Source organism: Alteribacillus sp. YIM 98480 (assembly GCF_009765375.1).
GTDB lineage: Bacteria > Bacillota > Bacilli > Bacillales > Marinococcaceae > Alteribacillus.
In genome coordinates, this window is sequence record NZ_VTOK01000007.1 from 77150 (window position 1) to 101710 (window position 24561).

Consider the following 24561-nt stretch of genomic DNA (forward strand, 5'->3'; position numbering starts at 1 on the left):
GAAGACACTATGAGAACGAGCAAACTGAGCTGGAGAGATGTTCCACTTTTGATCTGAGGGTGAAAGCGACTATATTTCAGCAGCGCTTGCCGAGAACTGACTTATGAAATAGCTCTTTTTAAAAGCAGTCTGTCTCTTAGTTAAAAGTCGATAAACTACCTATTTGTCAAGTGATCGGATGCTGGTACTGGCAATCTAAGAAAAACTACGGTTTCGCCATTTGGACTTGGCGGAAACCGTAGTTTTTTTAATTGGGTAAGAAAGCATTTAGGCGTTTTTGATGTCTAGCTTCAGCGCCTACTCGCTCGAGATTCCTTCGGTTCGTCAATGGAAAGCAAAGATCAGCTTTCCATATGCCGACCCTCCAGGACTTGTCGCTCGTGAGCAAGGCGCTTGCGCTTTTCTTAATCATTTTGTTTCAAATACGTAGGATAATGCCTGCAATGCTTGTTCTTTTGTTTCTACGACAACTTGAGCTTTATTAGCAATTTCTTTTACGGGATGATGAAGTTCCTGCGGACGAATCAAAATGAGCGGTTTTCCCAAAGCGATAGCTGTACCTGCATCCATAGCTGTATTCCATTGTTTGTATTTTTCTCCGAATAAAGCGATCACAACATCGGCTTTTTGCATTAATATTTGTGTACGAAGATTGTTTAAACTAGAAGCCGCTTCATCTTTTAATATCTTGTCTGGCTGCTGACCGATAACTTCTTCTCCGATGTTATCGGAACGATCATGGTTTTCCATTGGAGCGGTAAAATGAAGAGGCAGCTCCATTTCTTCTGCTTTTTGACGAATTTCCTCACGCCAATCATCATGAATTTGTCCTGCTAAGTAAACATTTAATTCCATTTTTAGTTCCTCCTCTACATTGCTATGTGAAAAATCTAATAATTAAATCATAATATTCTTGCTTATGAAAATGCAAACGAGGTATGATGAAAGAAAGTGAAAATCATCACATGCGATTACTTAGGGGGGAAACGATGAAGTCCTTTTTTTTACGCAAAGGTGTAAAGTTATCTGTAAAGACATATACGGTTACAGCCTTAAGCTATATGGCACTTGGATTGTTTTCATCGCTCATTATTGGATTAATTATTAATACGATAGGAGAGCAGCTGCAATGGTCTTTTTTTATGGAGATGGGAACATTAGCGATGGATTTAATGGGCCCTGCTATTGGAGCAGCGGTTGCCTATGGTTTGCAAGCACCTCCGCTTATACTTTTCTCGGCAATCGTAAGCGGCGCAGCGGGAGCTGAGCTTGGAGGACCAGCAGGAGCATTTATTGCAGCTTTATTATCTGTAGAGATTGGAAAACTCGTTTCTAAAGAAACAAAGCTTGATATTATTGTTACTCCCTTTGTCACCATCGGATCAGGTTTTTCTATTGCTTATTTTCTAGGACCGGTTATTAATACAGGATTAATTGGGTTTGGGGAGCTTATTATGTGGGCGACAGACCAACAGCCTTTTATTATGGGCATTTTAGTAGCTGTATTAATGGGTCTTGCATTAACAGCTCCTATTTCAAGTGCCGCCATTGCTATTATGATAGGGCTTGAAGGTATTGCAGCCGGGGCAGCAGCAGTCGGCTGTTCTGCACAAATGGTTGGTTTTGCTGTGAGCAGCTATAGAGAAAATGGTATAGCAGGTCTTGCTGCTCTTGGGATTGGTACATCTATGCTGCAAGTTCCTAATATTATTAAAAATCCGCTTATTTTAATCCCGCCTACAGCAGCTGGGGCTGTATTCGCACCGCTTTCCACGATGGTATTTTTATTAGAAAATAATGCAGCAGGAGCAGGAATGGGAACGAGCGGGTTAGTTGGACAAATCATGACGTTTTCAGTAATGGGTTTTACTTCTCACGTTTTATGGGGAATTATTCTCTTACATATTATCGGACCTGCCATAGTAAGTCTTATTTTGTCTGAGTGGATGAGGAAACGAAATTGGATTACACTAGGAGATATGAAGTTAGAGCAAGGTTAGGAGGTTCTCTTGTGGTCAATATTGAGGAACGGACAGAGTTTGAGGATGTTATAAACCAGGATAGGGCTGTTGTAATGTTTTCTGCTGACTGGTGTCCTGACTGTCGCGCGGTAGAGCCGGCATTACCGGAAATTGAAAAAGAAAATAATGATTTTGCATTCTACCATGTTGATAGAGACCGTCTCATCGATGTCTGCCAAGAATATGATGTATTTGGAATCCCAAGTTTTATTGCTTTTCATCGAGGAAAAGAAATCCATCGATTTGTAAGTAAAACGAAAAAAACTCCCGATGAGGTGCAGCAATTTTTAAATGAAACGAAAATCCATTTAGATCAATAAATACAAAAAACTCGCCAGACGGCGAGTTTTTTAAGCTGTTTTTGAAACAGGCACGAAAGACGGTTCTTCTGATGAAGAAGCAGGAGACGTTTCATTTTCTGAGAAATCATTTTTAAGCTGCTCAAGGGCAGTGCGAATATTTTCTGCACTTAATAACTGTTGTTCAATAAAGTCATTTAATGTCAACAGCCGTTCATTCGTCTTTTCTACATTATTCGTTTCATTTTCTAATGCTTTCGCAATTTCACTGCCTGATTCATTAACAGAACTTGTGTCTTCATTCACTTCTCTCAAAATAGAAGTATTTGACAGTAATATAGACATGATACTCTCAAACCGTTCGTTCATTGTTTCGATTTGATCGGCGCTTTTCTGAATATGATTGGAATGTTCTTCGGTTTTCTCAACAGAAGTATTCACGTTAGTGATAATTCCTTCAATTGTTTCGGTAACACGGTTGGTTGCATCACCGGATCGCTCAGCAAGTTTACGAACTTCTTCGGCTACAACCGCAAACCCTTTTCCATGTTCACCAGCTCTTGCTGCTTCTATGGAAGCATTTAAAGCTAATAGATTCGTTTGTTCTGAAATATCGTTAATAATAGAGATGACCTCACGAATTTTCAGTGCTTCTGTCGTCAGACCTTGCATCATTTCTTTTGTTTCTTCTGATCGATTGGTCAGCGTTCTTATCATTGTCCCGATTTTTTCCACATCTTCTTTTCCTTTAACTGATTCTTTTTCTGCTGTCTGAAAAGAATATGAAACCTCGTTTAACTTTGTAGAAATATGGTCGAGCTTTTCACTCATCGTTTCTGTTACACTTGATGTCTCTTCGTACGTGGCAAGCTGATCTGAATTTTGAGTTGTGATGTGTTCTGACGTGTTATTTACACTGCTTATTTTCTCAGTAAGGTTATCGACTTGTTCAAAGATTTGCTGACTCTGTGATTCGACTTTTTTTAGCTGGTATTCTTGCTTCCTATGGTGATTTCTTATGCTTTCAAATAATGAGTTAAGACGGCTGCCAAGCTGGGAAATTTCGTCGTCTCGTTTTACATTGACCTCTGCGTCGATATCTCCATTTTCAAATCTTTCCATTTTTTTAATCATAGAGCGGATAGGACTCAATATGAGAAAATGCAACAGCAAAGCTAAAATAATAGTAGATATGATGATGTTCATAAAGTTATTCAGCAAGACACCTAATACTCCCAAGTTTACAGGGGCTGATTCTATGGCTGATAGAATAATATTAGAAATGGTGCTGTTAAACAATAAGACGAGCACAATAGCTAAAATGAAACGAAAGGTTAATCGCTTATAAAATGACATATATAATCTCCTCCTTTATTAGTGTTGTACCGACGAAAGACTTGGGCACAAAGTTATATTTCCTTGATAGTACTTTTTCAAACCTAAAAAATCAAAACTTATGAATTATTTTTGGGCATGGACGAATCTGGGCGGAACATTTTTATGAACATTCGAGGCATGTTAAACTATAACAAGTTTAAAATGGCCGTTTTTAGGAAGAAATGAAGGAGGATGCTCAGTGGATATAACTGAATTTCGAAATAAATTAGAAAAACGATTGGCCGGTAAAAATCGTTCTTTTGCTTTTGATAAAGAAAAAAGTATGTTACGTGTAGATCATACTGCCTTAAAAAAAGGGGTGGAATTAGATTTAAATAAGCTGCTCGCAAAGCATGAAAAAAACAAAGAACAGGCATTAGAGGATGCTGTCCATTATATTAATGGATCGTTTGAAGCGATGGAAAGAGCAGTGGTTCTTAAAGGAAAAGAAAAAAATATATTTCCCGTTATTCGTTCCACCTCCTTTCCAACAGAAACAAAGGATGGCAAGGAGCTTTTATACACGGAACATACTGCGGAAACACGAATTTATTATGCTCTTGATATGGGCGAAGCCTACACCATGCTTGAAAAGGAAACAATCGAGCAAGAAGGATACACAATAGATCAGATAAAAGAAACAGCACTCTTTAACATTCGTGCAGTAGAAATTTCCTATAAGACCGATGAAGTTGCTGGCAATATCTTTTACTTTGTAAACACAAATGATGGTTACGATGCGAGCCGTCTTTTAAATGAAAATTTCGTAGAAGAAATGAATAAAAAAATGGAAGGGGACACGGCGGTTGCTGTGCCGCATCAGGACGTACTGATTTTTGCAGATATTCGCAACAAACAAGGGTATGATATTCTAGGACAGCTCGCTTTTCGCTTTTTTTCCAACGGTCGGGTTCCTATTACAGCTCTCCCATTTTTGTATGAAAATAAAAAATTAGAGCCTATTTTCATCCTCGCCCGCAAAAAACCTCAGAAATAAAAAAGACATTCGCGGCACGTATGAGGTTATGGTAGAATATGAAACGGAAATGATGAGATGAAGGAGATAAGAGCTACGATGAATGTATTTTATAACAAGCAGGGAATAGGAGATACGCTCCTCGTTTCACTTAAAGAAATTGATAAAGATAGACGAGCGGTGGAACGAAAAGGTGATGCAGCAAGACTTTACCATAAAGATAGCGGGGATACTGCAGGCTATCATATTTTCAACGTATCGGAGTACGGAAACATCAAAGAATCCGGAATGCTGCCTATTACTGGAGAACTGATCGATACAATACAAACGGCATTAAAAGTGAACGGATTTGAAGAAACATTAGAGCTTCCGGAAAATCCTTCTTTTGTAGTAGGGATGGTAAAAGACAAGAAAAAACATCCTGATGCGGATAAATTAAGTGTATGTCAAGTGGAAACTGGACAGGAAACACATCAAATTGTTTGCGGAGCTCCGAATGTTGATAAAGGACAAAAAGTAGTTGTAGCACTTCCAGGAGCAGTAATGCCTACAGGGATGAAAATAAAGAAATCCAAACTGCGCGGTGTTGCTTCTAATGGAATGATTTGTTCAGCTAAAGAACTTGTACTGCAGGATGCACCAAAAGAAAAGGGCATTCTCGTATTAGACGATCATTATGAGACGGGAAGCGATTTTTTGCTTCAATATCACCGTTGAACCGGCTGATGCAAAGGTAGGATATTACAAAAACCACTGGCAGGGGCTAGTGGTTTTTTTCTTGCTCCTTTACAATTAAAATAAGGATCAGCTAACAGATATAACTACATATTGGTTAATTATAGAAAAAGGAGATGGTAAAATGGCCGGTTCCTTTCAACGAATGATAAAAAGATTACAAGATTTTATGTTCGGCGAGGAAAAAGAAGCACACTATTCTCAGCAAACGACCGCTTCTAGTTCTTCTAAAAAACTAGAATCCAAACCGCGCGTTTTACATGACCGACAATCAGGGGCAAAAATATTTCACCAATACCCTAAACAAGGTAAGTTTCGTTTTCCAATGGATGTGGACGATAAAAAAACGCAGTTGACGAACTACCGGGAGCAAAAAAGACCAGCAAGAACCACCACTTCCAGGCCGGAAGTGTCTGCCACAACAACGGATACGAAACATTCTTATCAGAGCAGGCCATTCAGCCGGCATGCAGAAAAAACAAATAATGAAACGGAACCCTTGGAAAAAAGCAACGACATGGAAAAAGAACAGGAAGTGTCTTCTAATGAAGCATTCACAAAACAACAGACAGAACGGACGTATTTCCAAGGAAATGATTTTGCGCCAGAGGATATTCCCTCCCCCGTTTTTGGGTTTGAAAAAGTCCCGCTTCATCCTGAAAATTTGAAAAAGAAAAATGAATCGATTGAGCCTTTAACTGAACAACTTAGACAAAAGCCAGAACCTAAACCAAATGAAGATAAAGGCGATGCTGCCATTGTTTCTGAAGAGGCCTTTTGGACTTTTTATAAGAATAAACAAGAGGTTTTTGAAGACACAGAGAAAAAAAGAATAGAAGAGGAAGCGGAAGAAAAAATCAGTAGTGAACCAGTTCCAGTAAGGGAGGAAACGCCTTCTATCAAAGACGGCCGTGAAGCATTTGAGGATGAATTATCCTCTGACGTTAACTATGATTCAAAAGAGAAAGACCAAGAGGTTTTTGAAGACATAAAGAACAAAAGAATAGAAGAACAGAAAGCGGAAGAAAAAATCAGCAGTGAACCAGTTCCAGTAAGGGAGGAAACGCCTTCTATCAAAGGCGGCGGTGAAGCATTTGAGGATGAATTATCTTCTGACGTTAACTATGATTCAAAAGAGAAAGACCAAGAGGTTTTTGACGACATAGAGAACAAAAGAATAGAAGAGGAAACGGAAGAAAAAACCAGCAGTGAACCAGTTTTAGTGAGGGAGGAAATGTCTTCTATCAAAGGCGGGCGTGAAGCATTTGAAGATGAAAAATCCTCTGATGGCAACCATTCAAAAGAGAATGAAAAGGCTGTACCGGTCCAAGAAGAAGAGAGCAGGCCTGAAACGGCAAAACAAACTAGTGTTGAAAATCATTCCGTGAATGATAAGGCAGATAAAAAAGATGAAAATCGGAAAAAAATGAATAAAAAGCAAAAACCAAGCATTCCTTTTAATGTTTTGATGTATCCTAGTGATAAATATAAAAAACATAAAAAAGAAGCAAAAACGAATAACGATAACGGTTCATACCAATTTCCCGGACTGCACTTATTAAATGTTCCTCCGAGAAAGGAAGATAACGGCGGGGAAGCTTTGCAGGCACAAAAAGATCAATTAGAAGCGACTCTTCATAACTTTAATGTAAATGCAAAAGTAGTTGATGTAACAAAAGGACCTTCCGTAACAAGATTTGAAGTACAGCCTGCACCTGGAGTGAAGGTTAATAAAATTACCAATCTAACAGATGACATCAAACTTGCTTTAGCGGCTAAGGACTTGAGAATGGAAGCTCCTATTCCTGGAAAGAATGCAATTGGCATTGAAGTTCCAAACCCGGAAAGCACACCTGTATTTTTAAGAGAAATTTTACGAAGAGACGTTTTCACCCGAAGCGAATCGCCTTTAACGGTAGCGATGGGTCTTGATATTTCAGGAAATCCGATTGTAGCTGACCTGCAAAAAATGCCTCATGGATTAATTGCTGGTGCCACCGGTTCAGGAAAAAGTGTATGTATTAACTCGATTCTGCTCAGCTTGCTTTACAAGGCTTCTCCAGAGGAGTTAAAGCTCATGCTGATAGACCCTAAAATGGTAGAGCTTGCTTCCTTTAAAGAAGTTCCTCATCTTGTTACGCCTGTTATTAACGATGCGAAAGAAGCAACGGCTGGTTTAAAATGGGCAGTGGCAGAAATGGAAGGCAGGTACGAAAAACTTGCTCATGAAGGTGTAAGAGATATAAAAAAATACAATGAACGTATGGTTCAGCATGGCTGCCCAGAAAAAAAGATGCCTTACATTGTTATTATTATTGATGAATTGGCTGATTTAATGATGGTTTCCCCACAGGACGTGGAGGATGCTGTCTGCCGCATTGCCCAAAAAGCAAGAGCTTGCGGAATTCACTTGCTCCTGGCAACACAGCGTCCTTCCGTAGATGTTATTACCGGGTTAATTAAAGCCAATATCCCGAGCCGGACAGCGTTTGCTGTATCTTCTCAGGCAGATTCTCGCACTATTTTGGATATGGGAGGAGCGGAAAGACTGATTGGAAAAGGGGATATGCTTTTCCATGAAAATGGAACGCCAAAGCCGATCAGAGTTCAAGGAACGTTTGTGACGGATGAAGAAATAGATGCTGTCACTGATTTTATAAAAAAACAGCGCAAACCTTCTTACATGTTTAATCGAAATGACTTAATAAAAAAAGTTGATCAGGAAGAAAGCGGAGATGAATTATTTCCAGAGGCTTGTAAATTTATTGCAGAACAGGGAAGTGCTTCTTCTTCGTCTTTGCAGCGGAGATTTTCTATTGGGTATAATCGTGCGGCCAAACTGATCGATATGATGGAAAACAGAGGGATTATTTCAGAATCAATGGGAAGTAAACCACGCCGAGTTCTCATGTCATATAACGAAATAGAAGAAAATATACTAACATAGTGACTAAAGTTTTAAGCCTTTTTTTCTTGTCATTCGTTTCAAGGTTCTATATGATAGGAAGTGACACAGATCTATTGCATCAAGCCAGCCTTTTGACAATCTAATAGATATATCTTCCGATGCAGCAAGATATGCAGTAAAGGCTGAATTTTTACGTAAGTCGACTTCTTAAATAAAGGAGGAGCTCTTATGGAACAGATTCAGCTTGAAGTATTATTGGAATTTATGTACCCGCAAGGTTTAGCATTGTTGAAGAAAGAAGAACGAAACGTACCAATTGTTCTTCAGGATGGTTTGCGTGATGTTAGTGAAACAGATGTACAAGAAATCGTAGAGGCTGTTATTATGGAACGCGGCAAGAGTTCTGTGCCCCATTAATTAGGAAGTGTGTCTTCGCACAGAAACAAAAGCAGCAAAACACCGGGGCTGTCTCAAAAGTATAGAGTGCGTGTGGAAAAGAGGGCCCATCCTTTTTTGAAGCATGCCTTCTTTTGAGGCAGCTTTTTCTGATATGCAGCCAAGTCATATATAAACATAACAGGAAGAACAAGGAGTAGGGACATGAAAGAAATCGAATTAAAAATGCAAGGGAAAATAAAAAGACTAACAAATAAAACATTTAAATTTGATGAACGGGTAAGGGAAGGCTGGTTTTCTGCTGTTTATTTTTTGAAAACGAGAGAAATTGCTGAGAAGTATAAATCAGACGATGTTGTTACGATGCAGTTTTTTCAAAAATCGCAAGCTGTTCTTTGTGGAACGGATGAAGTGATCGCGCTGATTAAAACTTTTTCAAAAAATCCAGATGAGTTAGAAATTTACTCGCTTGAAGATGGAGATAAAATAAAGCCATTTGAAACAGTACTGACTATTACAGGGCCTTATCAGGATTTTGGGTTTTTAGAAGGGATTATAGATGGCATTTTTGCACGCCGCACATCTGTCGCTACAAATGTATATAATGTGGTGAAAGCAGCAAGGCAATCAGGAAAGCAAAAGCCTGTGATTTTCATGGGAGACAGAGATGACCATTTCACGCAGCAGGCAGGAGATGGATATGCTGCTTATATAGGAGGGTCCAAAGCCCAGGCAACCCATGCTATGAGTGAATGGTGGGGAAAAAGAGGTATGGGCACGATGCCTCATGCTTTAATCCAATTGTTTGAAGGTGATATTGTCGCTGCCTCAAGAGCGTACACCGAAACATACCCTGAAGATGATCTCATTGCTTTGGTGGATTATAATAATGATGTGATTAATGATTCTTTAAAAGTAGCCCGTGAATTTGGAGAACATTTAAAGGGTGTTCGGCTCGATACTTCTAATAACATTGTCGACCATTATTTCTGCCGTCATCCAGAAGTAATGGGAGCATTTGATCCTCGCGGCGTTAACCCAGAATTAATTTTTGCTTTAAGGCGTTCTCTTGATGAGGAAGGATTCGGCCATGTGAAGATTATGGCAAGCGGAGGCTTCACAGTGGATAGAATAAAAGAATATGAAGAGCAGAATGTACCTGTTGATATGTATGGAGTAGGAAGCAGCTTGTTGAAAATAAATATTGGTTTTACTGGTGACAATGTAAAATTAAACGGTCGTCATGAAGCAAAAGCAGGACGAGAATACCGGGCAAATCCCCGCTTGGAAAAAGCTTGATAATCACCATGATAGAAAGCACGGAAAGGGGTCTTGAATATGGCTCCGGAACTGCCTGATTTTAAAGAATATCGTAAAAGTAAACAACAGCGAGCGGATAGGGATTTAAAAGATTTACTCCACTCTTATGATGAATGGCTTGCTTATCACACAAATTTACGGGAAAAAGTCAGGGCCAAACATCTTTTTTCAAAAAAGACAGGATGTCCGTTAGAGCAAATAGAAAGTCGGCCGTGGAAGAAATATTTTGAAGATTGGTTTGTCTTTGATTATATCACGGTTATAGGTACAAGGCTGTTCGATATGTATATCAAGGAAAGAGCAGACCAATTGTCATCCGCTAAAGTCCAATTAAGCGGACTCATGCTTACCGCTTCCCTTGAGCCCTATCACCTAGTGAAGAAAGAACAATCTGAGCTGACAGCAAAATCATGGTTAAAAGATGAGAAGAAAAAGCTGACTATTTTACAGGATTCAAGTATATCACTTGATATATCTGCACCTTATTTTCTAACACGATCGATACGCTGCGGATTTGAAAATCGCTTAATAAGCCCGGTCATTCCATTGCGAGTGCCTCGGGATAACAGCGTAATCATGCATTGGCGGGATACCATTCAAGCAAAAGAAGAAGAACACCAGCGCTTACGGTTTATGAAAGAAAATGGTGTTTCTCTTATGACATATGCTGATTACGAGAAATATTAAAAGAATGACAAACTGTTTGCTGTTGTATTTCGTTTATTGGAGCGGGTGAATGTTTCTGATATAATAGGAAAAGCGCAAAAAACACCGTTACATAACAAACCTAGAAGGAAACTTCGATGTGTTTGGAGCCTGTTTAAATAACGGGCAGTAGGATGAGATGGAGGGCCATAATTATGACAACCTATCATTTTATAGGCATAAAAGGATCAGGAATGAGTGCGCTTGCTCAAATCCTTCACGATATGAATTTGACCGTACAGGGGTCCGATGTGGAAAAGCGTTTTTTTACGCAGGTCCCTTTAGAAAATAAGGGAATACCTATTTATCCTTTTCAAAAAAACAACATAAAAAAAGATCAAACATTAATTGCTTCAGCTGCCTATGGAGAAGATAATGTAGAAGTTAAAGAGGCGCAAGAACTTGGAATTCCAGTACAGCGCTATCCTTATTTTCTAGGGCAGTTTCTTGAACAATTTACATCCATAGCTGTTGCAGGTTCTCATGGAAAAACTTCTACCACCGGACTGCTTGCTCATGTTTTGGGTGCATACAAACCGACCTCCTACTTAATAGGAGATGGAACGGGAAAAGGGGAAGAAAACAGCAGTTTTTTTGTGTTTGAAGCTTGTGAGTACAGACGCCACTTTCTTCAATATGAGCCTGACTACGCTATCATGACAAATATAGATTTCGACCATCCCGATTACTTTAAAGATATCGATGATGTTGTATCTGCATTTGAAAAAATGGCAACAAAGGTTAAAAAAGGAATTGTGGCTTGTGGAGACGATGAACATTTGCAAACGTTGAATGCTCCCGTTCCGATTATGTATTATGGCATTGATGGGAAATATGATTTTAATGCAGACAATATCCAATACGATGAAAACGGCACAACATTTGATTTACAGATCCGTGGAGATCGTTTTGGAACGTTTACTATTCCGGGATATGGAAGACATAATGTGCTAAATGCTTTAGGAGTTATTGCTCTCTGTCATTATGAAGAGGTTCCAGCTTCCGTAATGAAAGAACAGCTTGCTTCGTTTCCAGGCGTGAAACGGAGATTTACGGAGAAAAGATTTGGTCAGCAGATACTTGTAGATGATTATGCTCATCATCCTACCGAAATAAAAGCCACGTTGGAATCAGCTCAGCAAAAGTACCCTGGGCGGGAAATTGTAGCTGTGTTTCAACCGCACACTTTCTCAAGAACGCAAACATTTTTAGATGAGTTTGCAGAAAGTTTAAAAGCTGCTGATTACGTATATTTGTGTGATATTTTTGGTTCTGCCCGAGAACAAAAGGGGTCTCTTACTATTGAAGACTTACAAGATAAGATTCCAGGGTCAACAATTATTTCAGAAGAAGATATTCATCAGCTCACTTCCCATGAAAGCGGAGTTCTTTTATTTATGGGTGCAGGTGACATACAAAAGTTTCAGGATGCATACGAAAAAAGTAAAACCGAATAAAACAGTGATTAATCCGTTTCTGCTGTCACACGAAAAGCAGGAAACGGATTTTCTTTACCCTTTAGAAATGTTTAACTTTGTTAAAAGATCAAAGTATAAATAAAACTACGTCTCCGCCCATAGGACTCGGCGGAAAGCCAGTTATTCTAACTGTCCAGGAAAATAATAGATGGAAAGCTGGTTTTTCAGTGCTGCGAACTGCATCAACCAAGTTTTCTAAACGCATAAGAAGGATTTAAGAAGTCCCCTATCGAAAACTAACTATATGAAATTAGATCCGCTATGGCTTGGGGGAATAATCGACGTTTCAGAATCAAGAAAAAGTGGTAAACTCAAATAGGGAGGTGTAATCGTTCAATGGAAATCATCTACATAAGTGTATTGATTGTAGCACTATCCATAGCAGCGCTTGCCGTTTATGTAATTAAAACCTTAAAAGCAGCAACGGGTACTATGGAAAGAGTATCATTAACCCTAGAACGCTTTGAAAATCAAATGCAAGGAATTACAAAAGAATCTGAACAATTAGTTCAAAAAACCAATATGATTGCAGAAGATGTACAGCATAAAACCGAATCATTGAACGGTTTGTTTGCATCTCTTAAAAATGTTGGAGACTCGCTTGATTCTATTAACCACTCTTTTCGTGATATGTCTGAGACAGTATCCCGCCAATCTAAACAGCAGTCTGAACAAGTAGCTCAAGCCATGCAGTGGGGTAATGCAGCAATTGACCTTTATGCAAAATGGCAAACGAAAAAGCAGGAAAAAGAGGAAAAACGAAAAGAAAATTCTTATTTTACAGGAGGGTGATGTTTCATGTCAGATATGAATACGAAGGATTTTGTAATAGGAACTCTTATTGGCGGAATAATTGGAGCATGTTCTGCATTAATGCTGGCTCCTAAATCAGGAAAAGAGTTACGGGGCGATTTAACAGAAGGAGCTCAATCAGCCCGTGAAAAAACGAGTGAATTTACTACAAATGCATATGAAAAAGGGTCAGAATGGGCTACAATGGCGAGAGAAAAATCTTCAGATTTTGCAAGAAATGTCTCGGATCAATCTACTCAGCTCTATGACCGTGTAAAAGAAGCAACCTCTAATGTAAAATCCTCAAATGGAAACGAGGAAAAAACGGCTGATGAGTTAGCCGATGAGCTTTCAAATAATTTAGATGAAGCAGAAAAAGAAATGTCTGAAAGTGTGAAAGAGGACGTAACAGAGTTGCAAACGTCCGTAGAACAGCAAGCCAACCGATAAGAAATAGTAAACATTCCGCAGATTTCCACGTCTGCGGAATATTTTGTTACCCAGTCATTCGCTGATCCTCATTCCATACTTTCTGCTAAACCGCGTGTCCTCTAGGATATAGCTGCACTTTCTTTTTCACAGTATTCAATTATGCATGAACAAATTTAAGTTCAATATGCTCTCCGCCTGCAAGTTCGTCGGAAAAAGCAGCAGGTTCTCCATCTTTTAATAATGTCCATTTCTGAAACGTCGTCTTGCTTATATCCACGTCTGCGTAGTTAAATACATCCTGCACAATAAAGGAAGCAGATAAAGGAATTATTTTTACTTCATCTAAATCATGTATTACATCATGTATATCTGCGTTTTCTTCATTTATTGTTACCCGTACGTTCTGTTTTTCCATTAATACAGGTTTATCATTAAAAGTTACATGTACAAAAGAAGAAGTCTGAATGTTTTCTTGCTGCAAAATGTCTTTTACAGTAATATCTTCTTTCCCCGTATGCAAACGAATATCATCTCCTGAATATACAGGGTGATTCATGTTGGCAGGCTCTCCATTGATGGTTAACATTTGTTGAGAGGTCATAGAGGAAACAGTTTTGTTATTTAAATACAAAGTCCGCTCTTTACATGAAGGAACGGTCCACCCCATGATCTCCCATATTTCTATAATGGATGCCGGTACCTGACACTCAAGCACGTCTCTATCTTTTATTTTTGTATTGCTATTTGTTATGCTGCCATTTTTTCTTAATAAGGGTGGAATCGAATAATTCTTTTGATTAATGGTAACTTGTAAACAAGGAAATTCATCTATTAAATCTTTAAATGTTGCGTTTACTGGTGATCCGTCTGTTCCTTTTTCTGCCCTGATTTCATCATTAGAAGAAATACTGTCTTTAAAATCAGCTGCTTTTTTATTTTTTAATAAAACCGGTGGTTCTCCGCGTGTTCCAGGCACTGTAACTAGTTGTTTGTTTAATGTAACGACAGTGGCAGGCCCGGGTTTACCGTGCAATTTTGGAATCGAAAGGCCAGATGCTAATATGGCATCGCCAACGGATAAGGTTTTAACGTCAAATAAACGTAAAGATTTTTCATTTACTTTAACAGGGATGTATTCTACTGGATGTTCTTTGGCTGCTATTGCTATTCCTACAGGTGTAACAAGCTCTGGGCCAGGCTCCGTTTGATGGTAGATAAGGTTTTTAATAGCATCAATTCCTCTAACAGCGACACGGTTTTCAGGAAGGTCTAGAGCCTCACTGAGATGTTTAACAATTTCTGGTGTCATGCTGCCGCCTCCAACAAGCATAACTGCCTTAGGAGGCTTTCCATTTAGCGTTATGATCTCGGAACTTATTTCAGAAGCAAGTTGTTGAATAACCGAGCGGATAGGCTGCAAAACTTCTTCATAAGAATGCGTTGTTTCCATCCCTAAAATATCGATAATGTTAATTTCTTTTTTCGTGGTTAATTCTTTTTTTACTTTTTCTGCATCAGGAAAGTCAAGCAGGAAATGATCACTTAGTGACTCAGTAACTTCATCTCCTGCAACGGGAACCATCCCATAAGCAGTAACGGTACCTACATCGGTAATGGCAATGTCAGAAGTGCCTGCACCTATGTCGACTAAAGCGACATTAAGCCTTCTCACGGAAGGAGGAATCAATACATTAATCGCAGCTATCGGCTCAAGCGTTAAAGCTTCTAGTACAAGGTCGGCTCTTTGCAGCGCATTTAATAAGGATTCAACTACTACTTTAGGCAGAAACGTTGCAATAACATCGACAGAAGCGGTCTCTCCTGACTGATCAACTAAGCTTCCGATTTCCTCGTCATCTAGATAGTAAGCGACGACTGAATAACCAACACAATGATAATGAAAGCTTTGCCCTTCTGGGGTTTCAGAAGCTAGAATATGTTGAGCTTTTTGGACTGCACCGAGCTCAAGCGGAACAATTTCTTTTTCTGCCATTGATGCTTGTAAAGCAATATCTATCTCCATTTTTGCTCGCTGTGTTTTTAATGACCGGCCTGCTGCAGCGGCACATACTTTTTGCAGCTTTCCATGTCTTTCTTCGAGGTTTTCTTTTACTTCTTGTATAACACTGGCAACAGCAACGATATTATGTATTTGTCCATCCATCATAGAACGTTCTCTATGTTCTCGCGTTTCGATGTCAAGTAATTCATAGCCTTCATCTGTCTGCTTTAAAATCAAACCAGTTATCGAACGGGTGCCGATATCCAACGCGAATAATTTTTCACCGCCAGTCTTCATAAATGGACCACCCTCCAAAAAAAAATAAAATTTACAAAACAGCAAAACCATTGATATAATAACCATTTTCACTTTAACACTTAAAAGCGTTTAATTAATAAAGTGAAAAGGGATGACATCCAGTGATTCTTCGTATATAATAGTCCCTAATCACTAAGAAATGTAACACATAACAGAAAAAATGGAAACTACGCTTAAGGAGTGGAGAAAATGAGTAACGAACAATTGGATGCATTAAGAGAACAGCTAGACGATGTAAATATGAAACTATTAGATTTAATAAATGAGCGCGCTCGTCTTGTTCAGGATATAGGTCAGGTGAAAAGTAAAAGCGGCCAAAAACGCTTTGACCCGGTAAGAGAAAGAAACATGCTTGATATGATCGCCGAAAATAACGAAGGGCCGTTTGAAACATCTACGCTGCAGCATTTATTTAAACAAATCTTTCAAGCAAGCTTAGAGCTTCAAGAAGACGATAATCGAAAAGCACTGCTTGTATCTAGAAAGAAAAAAGCAGAGGATACCATTGTTGACCTTAAAGGAGAAAAAATTGGCGATGGAACCCAAAGATTAGTTGCCGGACCATGTTCTGTAGAAAGCTACGAACAAGTGTATGAAGTAGCTTCAGCTATGAAAGAACAAGGTTTAAAACTTCTTCGCGGCGGCGCATTTAAGCCTCGTACTTCTCCATACGATTTCCAAGGTCTTGGAATTGAAGGACTAGAAATCTTGAAACGTGTAGCAGACGAATTGGATATGGTAGTGATTAGTGAAGTAATGACACCAGCAGATATAGAAGAAGCGTCTGAATATCTCGATGTTATTCAAATCGGTGCACGTAATATGCAAAACTTTGATTTGCTAAGAGAAGCAGGTGGTGCAAAGAAACCAGTTCTCTTGAAACGAGGTCTATCTGCAACCATTGATGAATTTATTAAAGCTGCTGAATATATTCTTGCAAAAGGTAACGAAAATGTAATGTTATGCGAACGCGGTATTAGAACATTTGAGAAAGCAACCAGAAACACATTGGATATCTCCGCTGTTCCAGTATTGAAAAAAGAAACACATCTTCCAGTAATGGCCGATGTCACGCATTCTACCGGCAGACGTGACTTGCTGCTTCCGGCAGCGAAAGCAGCGCTTGCCATTGGAGCAGATGCAGTGATGACAGAAGTTCACCCAGACCCGGCCGTAGCATTGTCTGACTCTGCTCAGCAAATGGATATCCCGCAATTCCGTGAGTTCATGCAGTCATTGCGCGAATCCGGTTTATACAAATTATAATAAGAAATGACGTCTTCCTGAAACAAGGAAGGCGTTTTTTCCGTAAGAATAAGTTATAAAAATTACCGTATTTAGTATAAAATAGTGTAAAATTTGGTGAACATACCGATATAACTAGGGAAAGGAATTGCGGAACCTCCTATAGTTATAATATGATAACACTACATTATGAAAATTAATGAAAGGAAGAAAGAGGAGGCTTTCGGAGTGAATACAACCATTTACGATGTAGCACGAGAAGCAGGCGTTTCTATGGCTACGGTTTCTAGAGTAGTAAACGGAAATCCTAATGTTAAGCCAGCAACTAGAAAAAAGGTGCTAGACGCAATTGAAAGGCTGGGTTATCGTCCTAACGCAGTGGCTCGTGGTCTTGCCAGCAAAAAGACTACCACAGTCGGAGTAATAATCCCGGATATTTCAAGCATCTTTTTTGCAGAATTAGCACGAGGAATTGAGGATATTGCGACGATGTACAAGTACAATATTATCCTTAGTAACTCTGACCAGAATAAAGAAAAAGAAATTCATCTTATTAACACTCTGCTTGAAAAACAAGTGGACGGCATTTTATTCATGGGAGGCGAGATCACTTCTGAGCATGTAGAAGAATTTAAACGCTCACCTGTTCCTGTTGTATTAGCCGCCACTTTAGATGAAAATAAAGAAATACCTTCTGTAAACATTGATTACCACCAAGCAGCTTTTGATGCTGTAACAGAATTATTTGAAGCTGGTCATAAGAGAGTAGGGATGGTATCTGGCTCATTGGAAGACCCAGTAAATGGCTATCAGAAATTCAGCGGATATAAAAGAGCTTGTGAAGAACACGGACAAGGCTTTGATGAAAAGCTGGTTGCTGTAGGGGACTATACTTATGATTCTGGCATTGAAGCTGTACAGGAGCTTAGAAAGCTGGACACCCCGCCTACTGCCATTTTTGCGGGAACAGATGAGATGGCACTAGGTGTTATTCATGGATTGCAAGATGATGGCATTAAGGTGCCAGAAGAAGTAGAAGTCATTGGTTTTGACAATACACGTCTTGCAACCATGGTACGTCCGACTCTGACCACTGTGGTTCAGCCTATGTATGATATCGGTGCTGTCTCTATGCGCCTGTTAACAAAATATATGAATAAAGAGGACGTACAAGATGAAGTGGTTGAACTTCCGCATCGCTTGGAGTACAGAGACTCCACTTCATTTTAAACGATTTTCTCTAGTTTGATGGAAACCGAGGCTGTGAATTTTGCCTGCTCGTGCCTGCATGCTTGGTATGTGAAAATCTTGAATATAGGGAGTCAGGGATTTGCGTATGAAAAAATTTGATATATTGACGCCCATAGGAATACTAGTAGGAATATCTACTTTGCTGTTTGCGGTATTTACCAACGCGGGCATGGGATCGGTTGTCTTTTTTATCCAGCTTGCATCTTTTCTAATTGTCTTTGGAGGGATTGCAGCTGCTTTATTAATTAATTTTTCTTCACAGGAAATGAAGGCTCTGCCAAAGGTGACGCGTGAGGTTTTTCGTTATGAAAACCACGATCTGAATCAATTAATCGAAACCTTTGTAAATCTTTCCACTAAAGCCCGCCGGGAAGGATTGCTTGCACTTGAAGCAAGTCTTGATGATGTGGAAGACCCGTTTATTAGAAAAGGTGTTTTACTGGCGGTTGATGGCATAGAGCCGGATATTATTAAAGATATTATGATGGCAGAAGTAGTTGCCATGGAAGAACGCCATAAAAAGGGCCGCCTTATATTTGAAAAGGCAGGAGAATATGCGCCAGCCTGGGGGATGGTAGGGACTCTGATAGGGCTTGTTCTAATGCTGCAAGAACTAGAAGACCCAGCCACCCTGGGCCCTAATATGGCTTTAGCTCTTATTACAACCTTGTATGGGACGATATTAGCCAATCTTATTTTTCTCCCTATTTCTAGTAAATTAGAACAAAAAACCGACGATGAAGTTTTTGTCAAACAAATAGTTATTGAGGGAGTAATTGGTGTTCAATCAGGTCAAAACCCTAAAATTCTTGAAGAAAAGTTAAGTGCATTTGTACGGGAAAGCGGAAGAGAAGAAGAATTGGAAGAAACGGAGGAGCTGGCTAATGAGGCGTAAAGAAAAAAAGCCTCAAAAAGGATCACCGAAATGGATGGTTACATTTTCTGATATGATTTTACTTGTTCTTGTTTTCTTTGTAATGTTGTTTTCTATGTCGGTGATTGATGCAAAAAAGTTTGAAGCTATTGCAGAATCCTTTCAAAACAGAGAATTACTTGATGCTCTTCCCTCTATGGTAGAATTTGAAAATCCGGACCAAAATCCAGCTCAGGATGATGCAGATTCTTTCAATGGGTTGAACAGTGATCAATCAGAAGAAGAGATGGACCTCGATCAGCTCTTACATGAAGTAGAATCCTACCTGGAAAATAATAATTTAAGCGAACATATTTCAGCAACAAGAGATGACAGGGGTGTGGTTTTAGTCCTGCAGGAGCAGCTGTTATTTGAATCTGGGGAAGCGCAGATTTTAAGTGAAGCGGAGCCTTTCTTAAATAAAGTAGGAACTTTGCTGCAATCTCTACCTAACCTGGTAAAGGTGGAAGGGCACACAGATGACCGTCCAATTTCTACCTACCGCTACCCTTCTAACTGGGAGCTGTCTGGTGCTAGAGCAAGCAGTGTCATTCGATACTTAGTAAACAATCATTCGCTCAAGCAGAACCGCTTTATAGCTACTGGATATGGAGAAACACGGCCTATTGCCCCAAACAATTCAAAAGAAAATTTACGAGAAAACAGACGTGTTGTTATTGTCATTTCAGATCCTGATTTTGAACAGAATTTAAGAGAATCAGCTGGAGATTTATAAGAAAAATTTTATATCAGCTCAACAAATAAAACTCGCCAAAAAAGGCGAGTTTTATTTATACTTTAGAATAGTTTAACTTTGTTAAAGGACCCTTGCCATAAGGAATAGGCGGCTAGCTGAGTTTTTCTAATTTTTTTCATTGCGGATATGGAATAAAGCCTTATCCAGTGTTTTGCGATTCTTTTCCATAATTTCTGAACGTCTTGGAATAGATGGATACATATCTATTGGATCAGTCCACGACGCAGGCAATGCAACAGGAGCCTTCGCCTGCCATTTATCACGCCAGTCTTTTGGAATTTCGTTTTCAAGAAGGTGAGTTTGGTTTGTCATTTCAAGCCAAATCATAGACCAGGCTCTGGGAACGACTCTCCACATATCATAACCGCCGCCGCCAACAGCAATCCAATTTCCATCGCAATATTCATGAGCTAATTTGTGCGCTAATTTCGGAATGTGCCGATAGGTTTTGATAGAGGAAGATAAATGGGTCAAAGGGTCATAGTAATGAGCATCAGCTCCATTTTGAGTTAAAATGACATCAGGCTTAAAAAATTCAATCACTTCTCGAAAAGCAGTTTCATAACATTCGAGGAAGGATTCATCTTCGGTAAATGCGTCGATAGGAATATTAATAGAGAAGCCGAACCCTTGGCCGTGTCCTTTTTCATTCACGTTGCCCGTACCAGGAAACAGATATCTGCCTGTTTCATGAATGGATAGTGTACATACATCCCGGTCATCATAAAAAGCCCATTGCACCCCGTCGCCGTGATGGGCATCCGTATCAATATATAATACGCGAGCCCCGTATTTACGGCGCATATATTCAATGGCAATCGAGCTGTCATTATAAATACAAAATCCCGATGCTTTTCCTCTAAAGCCATGATGCAGCCCTCCGCCCAGATTGAGAGCATGTTTACTTTTGCCTTCCATTACCATATCCACGGCAGTAAGCGTTCCTCCTACCAGTAACGCTGCTGCTTCGTGCATGTTTGGAAAAATGGGTGTGTCTTCTGTTCCGATGCCGTAATTGTTGGCAATTCCACGGCTCAGCTTACCTTCCCCGGCAGATTTAATGGCGTTAACGTAAGCTGTATCATGAATGAGTTCAATTTCCTCATCAGCTGCTATTCTCGGCGGAATGATGACATCTTGCGGAAGAGCTCCAGCCGATTGCAGCAGATCGTGCGTTAAGTTAAGACGCAAATGATTAAATGGATGATCTTCACTGAATTTATAAGTTAATTGTTCTTCCGAGTAAATAAAAACGGCTTCCTGTTTCATTGATTTATCCCCGGTACACGAGGCCACATTATTTCATAGCCTTTTGCTTCGATTTTTTGAATGATATATCTAGGATCCATTGTTTGCACTCGGAAGGTTAAAATTTTCGTTTCAGGGTCTTGGTCAGGATAAACAAGTACGCTTATCACATTCACTTTGTTTTCTTTAAAGATAGCAGATATATCGGCTAATTGTCCGGATACGTTGGGTACTTGTACCTCAATACGGGACGAAGGCTGGTGGGCACCTGTTAGTTTCACAAGTGTATGTAATACGTCTGTTTCAGTTAAGATTCCTATTACTTTTTCATCTTCGGTAACGACCGGAAGAGCACTAATATCATTTTCGTATAAAACAACGGCAGCCTCTTCTACAAAATCCAATCGCTGTACCGTAATGACCGGATACTTCATAATTTTGGCAGCAGGAAGCTGTAAATCTTCTTCGTGTTCTTTCAAGTGAAAGATGGAAGGACTGGCATCTCTAATATCCCGATCTGAAACGATACCAGCGATTGTACGGTCCTCTTCTACCACAGGAATGTGGCGGATCTTGTTTTTATGAAGCAGCTGCATCGCTTCTTTGATGGTTGTATGTTTTGTTATCGTTACAATATCTGGTTTCATAATTTCTTCTACGAGCATATTGTGTGTTTCACCCCTTTAAGCGTTTTCAAACCTACATTTACATAAGGGAACAAAGTGGAAGTTGTTAATACATAAATCGATTTGAAAAACGGACGGTATCAAATTGCTGGATAGACTCATTATCCACGCGTTCTCCGATCCGAACCATTAAACAATTGGCAGGATGAGAACTAATTTCAGGGTCATCAGTAGCCATCCATTCAAGTCCGCCGGCATTCATCATTTTTTCCATTACTTTTCGATACTCCCAGACAGACAAGCCGCTCCCCTTTAAATCCCAATGCCAATAGTATTCGGTTGTAATAATGAGGTAGTCTTCCATAGCATTGTCAAGCATGGAAAATTTGAGCAAATTTGTACCTAGTTTTGCTCCGCGGTATTCATCTGCAATTTCAATGGCACCAAGTTCCAGCAAATTTTCCATGTTTGCTTCGGACCACCGTTCTAAAGGATCTGGATGGACAAACGTAACATAGCCGACAATGGTATTTTCATCAATAACAGCATTTATGCGCCCTTCAGGGAGGTCTGCAATACCAATTAACGCTTTTTTCTGTTCTTCTGGGGGACGGAAGGCGACAAGCCCTTCATGAAAGTCATATTCATGAATTTTTCTTCCTGAAATAGGGCCTTCCATAAGGAGCGTACGCCCTTCGAAGTTTAGTTCCCTAGAATAATACGTCTTCTTATGGATCATCCATGTACCACCTTTTATGTTGATTATTACTTAAAAGAAATCAATATCTATTATACAGTATTGAACGGAATCGTTGGGGACAACCAATAAATTTTTGAGTTGAGGTTTGAATCGATATTGCAAAGGTAAAATAAATAGGCTGCGTAAAAGAAGAAAAGTACTATCTCTCAATTAAAAATTGAAGAAAAATTCATAATATATTATAATGTGTATTAGAACACAAAATACATAGCAGAGAGGAAGATGGTATATGAAAGTGGAAACGCTTCCAGCTAAAAATGGAGATTATAATCTAAAAAATTATGAAGAAGCAGCCAAAAGCTTTGACTGGTCTGAAACAGAGAAGGTATTCAGCTGGTATGAGACCGGAAAAGTGAACATGGCTCACGAAGCAATAGACCGCCATGCGGACTCTCCTGATAAAAAGGATAAAATTGCGTTATATTACAGAGACGCAAACAGAGATGAAAAATATACATTTGCTGAAATGAAAAAGTATACTAATAAAGCTGCCAATATTATGAAAGAATCCGGCATACAAAAAGGCGACCGCGTGTTTATATTTATGCCGCGTTCTCCTGAGTTATATTTTGCCGTGCTTGGAGCGATCAAAGTTGGAGCGATCGTTGGTCCGCTCTTTGAAGCGTTTATGGAAGGAGCAGTCAGGGACCGGCTTGAAGATAGTGATGCTAAAGCGCTTGTCACAACACCTGATTTATTGGAGCGCGTTCCCGTAGATGATCTTCCTAATTTAGATACTGTTTTCATTAGAGGAGATAATGTAAAAGAAGAAGGTCCGTATTTAGACTTTAATTCTCGCTTGGATCAGGCAAGTGATGAATTTGAACCAGAGTGGGTAGACCGTGAAGATGGGCTTATTCTTCATTATACTTCTGGGTCTACAGGGAAACCTAAAGGTGTTCTGCATGTTCATAATGCAATGCTTCAACATTATCAAACAGCGAAGTGGGTACTTGATCTTAATGAGGACGATGTATATTGGTGCACAGCTGACCCAGGCTGGGTAACCGGTACTTCCTATGGTATTTTCGGACCATGGCTTGCAGGTGCCACAAATGTTGTACGAGGCGGACGTTTCAGCCCGCAAGATTGGTATGAAACACTGCAAAACTATAACGTTTCTGTTTGGTACAGTGCCCCTACTGCTTTTCGTATGTTAATGAGCGCAGGAGACGAGGTAGTGAAAAACTATGACTTGTCAAGCTTGCGTCACATCTTAAGTGTAGGGGAGCCGCTTAACCCGGAAGTCGTACGCTGGGGTGAAAAAGTATTTAATTTACGCATTCATGACACATGGTGGATGACAGAGACTGGAGCAATGATGATCTGTAACTATCCTTCTATGGCGATTAAAGCTGGATCTATGGGTAAACCAATACCTGGCGTAAAAGCAGCTATTATCGATGACCAAGGGAAGGAACTTCCTCCAAACCGAATGGGCAACCTTGCGATTGGTAAAGGCTGGCCATCCATGATGAGAACGATCTGGAATAACGAAGAGAAATATAATAGTTATTTTGAATTAGATGGCTGGTATGTGTCAGGAGACTCAGCTTATATGGATGAAGACGGGTATTTTTGGTTCCAAGGTCGTATTGATGACGTAATTATGACAGCGGGTGAGCGTGTTGGTCCATTTGAAGTTGAAAGTAAAATTATCGAGCATCCCGCTGTAGCGGAAGCTGGTGTTATTGGAAAGCCAGATCCCGTTCGAGGCGAAATTATTAAGGCATTTGTAGCTGTACGCGATGGCTATGACGTTACGGATGAGTTAAAAGAGGATATTCGTACCTTTGTTAAGAAAGGTTTGGCCGCTCATGCTGCGCCGCGGGAAATTGAATTCCGTGATAAGCTGCCGAAGACACGAAGCGGTAAGATTATGCGCCGTGTGCTTAAAGCCTGGGAACTTGACTTACCGACAGGAGACCTTTCCACGATGGAAGATTAATATCTAATAATACCCCTGCTGAATCTAATCAGCAGGGATATTTATTTATTAAAG

Annotated in this window: 23 protein-coding genes and 1 pseudogene; 17 read left to right on the top strand and 7 right to left on the bottom strand. The window is 39.7% G+C overall.

The features are described from left to right. The first annotated feature begins 280 nt into the window (after nucleotides 1-280). Nucleotides 281-430 carry a hypothetical protein gene (locus FZF09_RS10445; RefSeq protein WP_158736545.1) on the top strand — a complete coding sequence of 50 codons (150 nt, stop codon included), beginning with the start codon at nucleotides 281-283 and terminating at the stop codon, nucleotides 428-430. On the opposite strand, the gene FZF09_RS10450 is transcribed toward FZF09_RS10445, so the two are convergent. Then, on the bottom strand, nucleotides 409-855 hold the full coding sequence (locus FZF09_RS10450; protein WP_158736546.1) for a YtoQ family protein: 447 nt from the start codon (nucleotides 853-855) through the stop codon (nucleotides 409-411). The two genes, FZF09_RS10445 and FZF09_RS10450, sit on opposite strands and share 22 nt — an antisense overlap. Nucleotides 856-989: 134 nt before the next feature. Between FZF09_RS10450 and FZF09_RS10455 the strand changes: the two genes are divergently transcribed. Together FZF09_RS10455 and FZF09_RS10460 are read left to right on the top strand one after the other, a co-directional pair. Then, nucleotides 990-2000 carry a PTS sugar transporter subunit IIC gene (locus FZF09_RS10455; RefSeq protein WP_158736547.1) on the top strand — a complete coding sequence of 337 codons (1011 nt, stop codon included), beginning with the start codon at nucleotides 990-992 and terminating at the stop codon, nucleotides 1998-2000. Between the two features lie 11 nt (nucleotides 2001-2011). Continuing rightward, nucleotides 2012-2341 carry a thioredoxin family protein gene (locus tag FZF09_RS10460; RefSeq protein WP_158736548.1) on the top strand — a complete coding sequence of 110 codons (330 nt, stop codon included), beginning with the start codon at nucleotides 2012-2014 and terminating at the stop codon, nucleotides 2339-2341. Nucleotides 2342-2371: 30 nt separating this feature from the next. On the opposite strand, the gene FZF09_RS23330 is transcribed toward FZF09_RS10460, so the two are convergent. After that, on the bottom strand, nucleotides 2372-3151 hold the full coding sequence (locus tag FZF09_RS23330; protein WP_370514451.1) for a methyl-accepting chemotaxis protein: 780 nt from the start codon (nucleotides 3149-3151) through the stop codon (nucleotides 2372-2374). 195 nt (nucleotides 3152-3346) lie between these two features. After that, nucleotides 3347-3676 (bottom strand): annotated as a pseudogene (locus tag FZF09_RS23335) (HAMP domain-containing protein); the annotation flags it as partial. Between the two features lie 220 nt (nucleotides 3677-3896). Here FZF09_RS23335 and FZF09_RS10470 point away from each other — a divergent pair. From FZF09_RS10470 to FZF09_RS10510, 9 genes are all read left to right on the top strand, one after another. Beyond that, nucleotides 3897-4694 carry a DUF1444 family protein gene (locus FZF09_RS10470; RefSeq protein ID WP_158736550.1) on the top strand — a complete coding sequence of 266 codons (798 nt, stop codon included), beginning with the start codon at nucleotides 3897-3899 and terminating at the stop codon, nucleotides 4692-4694. 78 nt (nucleotides 4695-4772) lie between these two features. Further along, a complete protein-coding gene (gene ytpR / locus FZF09_RS10475; RefSeq protein WP_158736551.1) occupies nucleotides 4773-5390 on the top strand; it encodes a YtpR family tRNA-binding protein in 618 nt (205 codons plus the stop codon). A 142-nt stretch (nucleotides 5391-5532) separates the two neighbouring features. Continuing rightward, nucleotides 5533-8355: a DNA translocase FtsK gene (locus tag FZF09_RS10480; protein ID WP_158736552.1), complete on the top strand. Its 2823-nt coding sequence runs from the start codon at nucleotides 5533-5535 to the stop codon at nucleotides 8353-8355. A 189-nt stretch (nucleotides 8356-8544) separates the two neighbouring features. Beyond that, on the top strand, nucleotides 8545-8733 hold the full coding sequence (locus FZF09_RS10485; protein ID WP_091581654.1) for a hypothetical protein: 189 nt from the start codon (nucleotides 8545-8547) through the stop codon (nucleotides 8731-8733). A gap of 183 nt (nucleotides 8734-8916) precedes the next feature. Then, nucleotides 8917-10011 carry a nicotinate phosphoribosyltransferase gene (locus FZF09_RS10490; RefSeq protein ID WP_158736553.1) on the top strand — a complete coding sequence of 365 codons (1095 nt, stop codon included), beginning with the start codon at nucleotides 8917-8919 and terminating at the stop codon, nucleotides 10009-10011. A 39-nt stretch (nucleotides 10012-10050) separates the two neighbouring features. Beyond that, nucleotides 10051-10719: a hypothetical protein gene (locus FZF09_RS10495; RefSeq protein WP_158736554.1), complete on the top strand. Its 669-nt coding sequence runs from the start codon at nucleotides 10051-10053 to the stop codon at nucleotides 10717-10719. A 173-nt stretch (nucleotides 10720-10892) separates the two neighbouring features. After that, nucleotides 10893-12194 (top strand): UDP-N-acetylmuramate--L-alanine ligase, encoded by a 1302-nt coding sequence (murC, locus tag FZF09_RS10500; protein ID WP_158736555.1) that lies wholly within the window; start codon nucleotides 10893-10895, stop codon nucleotides 12192-12194. Between the two features lie 357 nt (nucleotides 12195-12551). Next, a complete protein-coding gene (locus tag FZF09_RS10505) occupies nucleotides 12552-13007 on the top strand; it encodes a DUF948 domain-containing protein (RefSeq protein ID WP_158736556.1) in 456 nt (151 codons plus the stop codon). A gap of 6 nt (nucleotides 13008-13013) precedes the next feature. Continuing rightward, the gene (locus tag FZF09_RS10510) at nucleotides 13014-13457 is read left to right on the top strand and encodes a YtxH domain-containing protein (RefSeq protein WP_158736557.1); all 444 of its coding nucleotides are present in this window, start codon (nucleotides 13014-13016) and stop codon (nucleotides 13455-13457) included. 139 nt (nucleotides 13458-13596) lie between these two features. Here FZF09_RS10510 and FZF09_RS10515 read toward each other — a convergent pair whose 3' ends face one another. Next, on the bottom strand, nucleotides 13597-15738 hold the full coding sequence (locus FZF09_RS10515) for a cell division protein FtsA (protein ID WP_158736558.1): 2142 nt from the start codon (nucleotides 15736-15738) through the stop codon (nucleotides 13597-13599). A 210-nt stretch (nucleotides 15739-15948) separates the two neighbouring features. On the opposite strand from FZF09_RS10515, the gene FZF09_RS10520 reads away from it, so the two are divergent. From FZF09_RS10520 to motS, 4 genes are all read left to right on the top strand, one after another. Further along, nucleotides 15949-17025, top strand: coding sequence for a bifunctional 3-deoxy-7-phosphoheptulonate synthase/chorismate mutase (locus FZF09_RS10520; RefSeq protein ID WP_158736559.1), 1077 nt, complete (start codon nucleotides 15949-15951; stop codon nucleotides 17023-17025). A gap of 207 nt (nucleotides 17026-17232) precedes the next feature. Further along, a complete protein-coding gene (gene ccpA / locus FZF09_RS10525) occupies nucleotides 17233-18234 on the top strand; it encodes a catabolite control protein A (protein WP_158736560.1) in 1002 nt (333 codons plus the stop codon). A gap of 106 nt (nucleotides 18235-18340) precedes the next feature. Next, nucleotides 18341-19150, top strand: a complete 810-nt coding sequence (gene motP / locus FZF09_RS10530; RefSeq protein WP_158736686.1) for a flagellar motor protein MotP — start codon at nucleotides 18341-18343, stop codon at nucleotides 19148-19150. After that, nucleotides 19140-19904 (top strand): flagellar motor protein MotS, encoded by a 765-nt coding sequence (gene motS, locus FZF09_RS10535; protein WP_158736561.1) that lies wholly within the window; start codon nucleotides 19140-19142, stop codon nucleotides 19902-19904. Before motP ends, motS begins: the two co-directional genes overlap by 11 nt. Nucleotides 19905-20030: 126 nt before the next feature. Here the strand turns inward: motS and FZF09_RS10540 are convergent, their stop codons facing one another. From FZF09_RS10540 to FZF09_RS10550, 3 genes are all read right to left on the bottom strand, one after another. Continuing rightward, nucleotides 20031-21194 (bottom strand): acetoin utilization protein AcuC, encoded by a 1164-nt coding sequence (locus tag FZF09_RS10540; protein WP_158736562.1) that lies wholly within the window; start codon nucleotides 21192-21194, stop codon nucleotides 20031-20033. Further along, a complete protein-coding gene (locus FZF09_RS10545; protein WP_158736563.1) occupies nucleotides 21191-21838 on the bottom strand; it encodes an acetoin utilization AcuB family protein in 648 nt (215 codons plus the stop codon). Before FZF09_RS10545 ends, FZF09_RS10540 begins: the two co-directional genes overlap by 4 nt. A 67-nt stretch (nucleotides 21839-21905) precedes the next feature. Next, entirely contained in the window at nucleotides 21906-22538 is a 633-nt protein-coding gene (locus tag FZF09_RS10550) for a GNAT family N-acetyltransferase (RefSeq protein ID WP_158736564.1), read from the bottom strand. Between the two features lie 250 nt (nucleotides 22539-22788). Between FZF09_RS10550 and acsA the strand changes: the two genes are divergently transcribed. Then, nucleotides 22789-24507, top strand: a complete 1719-nt coding sequence (gene acsA / locus FZF09_RS10555; protein ID WP_158736565.1) for an acetate--CoA ligase — start codon at nucleotides 22789-22791, stop codon at nucleotides 24505-24507. Nucleotides 24508-24561: the final 54 nt, after the last annotated feature.

Coding starts and splice junctions, on each gene's coding strand:
- FZF09_RS10445 (WP_158736545.1), top strand. CDS start 281: ATGTCTAGCTTCAGCGCCTACTCGCTCGAGATTCCTTCGGTTCGTCAA.
- FZF09_RS10450 (WP_158736546.1), bottom strand. CDS start 855: ATGGAATTAAATGTTTACTTAGCAGGACAAATTCATGATGATTGGCGT.
- FZF09_RS10455 (WP_158736547.1), top strand. CDS start 990: ATGAAGTCCTTTTTTTTACGCAAAGGTGTAAAGTTATCTGTAAAGACA.
- FZF09_RS23330 (WP_370514451.1), bottom strand. CDS start 3,151: ATGAGTGAAAAGCTCGACCATATTTCTACAAAGTTAAACGAGGTTTCA.
- ytpR (WP_158736551.1), top strand. CDS start 4,773: ATGAATGTATTTTATAACAAGCAGGGAATAGGAGATACGCTCCTCGTT.
- FZF09_RS10480 (WP_158736552.1), top strand. CDS start 5,533: ATGGCCGGTTCCTTTCAACGAATGATAAAAAGATTACAAGATTTTATG.
- FZF09_RS10485 (WP_091581654.1), top strand. CDS start 8,545: ATGGAACAGATTCAGCTTGAAGTATTATTGGAATTTATGTACCCGCAA.
- FZF09_RS10490 (WP_158736553.1), top strand. CDS start 8,917: ATGAAAGAAATCGAATTAAAAATGCAAGGGAAAATAAAAAGACTAACA.
- FZF09_RS10495 (WP_158736554.1), top strand. CDS start 10,051: ATGGCTCCGGAACTGCCTGATTTTAAAGAATATCGTAAAAGTAAACAA.
- murC (WP_158736555.1), top strand. CDS start 10,893: ATGACAACCTATCATTTTATAGGCATAAAAGGATCAGGAATGAGTGCG.
- FZF09_RS10505 (WP_158736556.1), top strand. CDS start 12,552: ATGGAAATCATCTACATAAGTGTATTGATTGTAGCACTATCCATAGCA.
- FZF09_RS10510 (WP_158736557.1), top strand. CDS start 13,014: ATGTCAGATATGAATACGAAGGATTTTGTAATAGGAACTCTTATTGGC.
- FZF09_RS10515 (WP_158736558.1), bottom strand. CDS start 15,738: ATGAAGACTGGCGGTGAAAAATTATTCGCGTTGGATATCGGCACCCGT.
- FZF09_RS10520 (WP_158736559.1), top strand. CDS start 15,949: ATGAGTAACGAACAATTGGATGCATTAAGAGAACAGCTAGACGATGTA.
- motP (WP_158736686.1), top strand. CDS start 18,341: ATGAAAAAATTTGATATATTGACGCCCATAGGAATACTAGTAGGAATA.
- motS (WP_158736561.1), top strand. CDS start 19,140: ATGAGGCGTAAAGAAAAAAAGCCTCAAAAAGGATCACCGAAATGGATG.
- FZF09_RS10540 (WP_158736562.1), bottom strand. CDS start 21,194: ATGAAACAGGAAGCCGTTTTTATTTACTCGGAAGAACAATTAACTTAT.
- FZF09_RS10545 (WP_158736563.1), bottom strand. CDS start 21,838: ATGCTCGTAGAAGAAATTATGAAACCAGATATTGTAACGATAACAAAA.
- FZF09_RS10550 (WP_158736564.1), bottom strand. CDS start 22,538: ATGATCCATAAGAAGACGTATTATTCTAGGGAACTAAACTTCGAAGGG.
- acsA (WP_158736565.1), top strand. CDS start 22,789: ATGAAAGTGGAAACGCTTCCAGCTAAAAATGGAGATTATAATCTAAAA.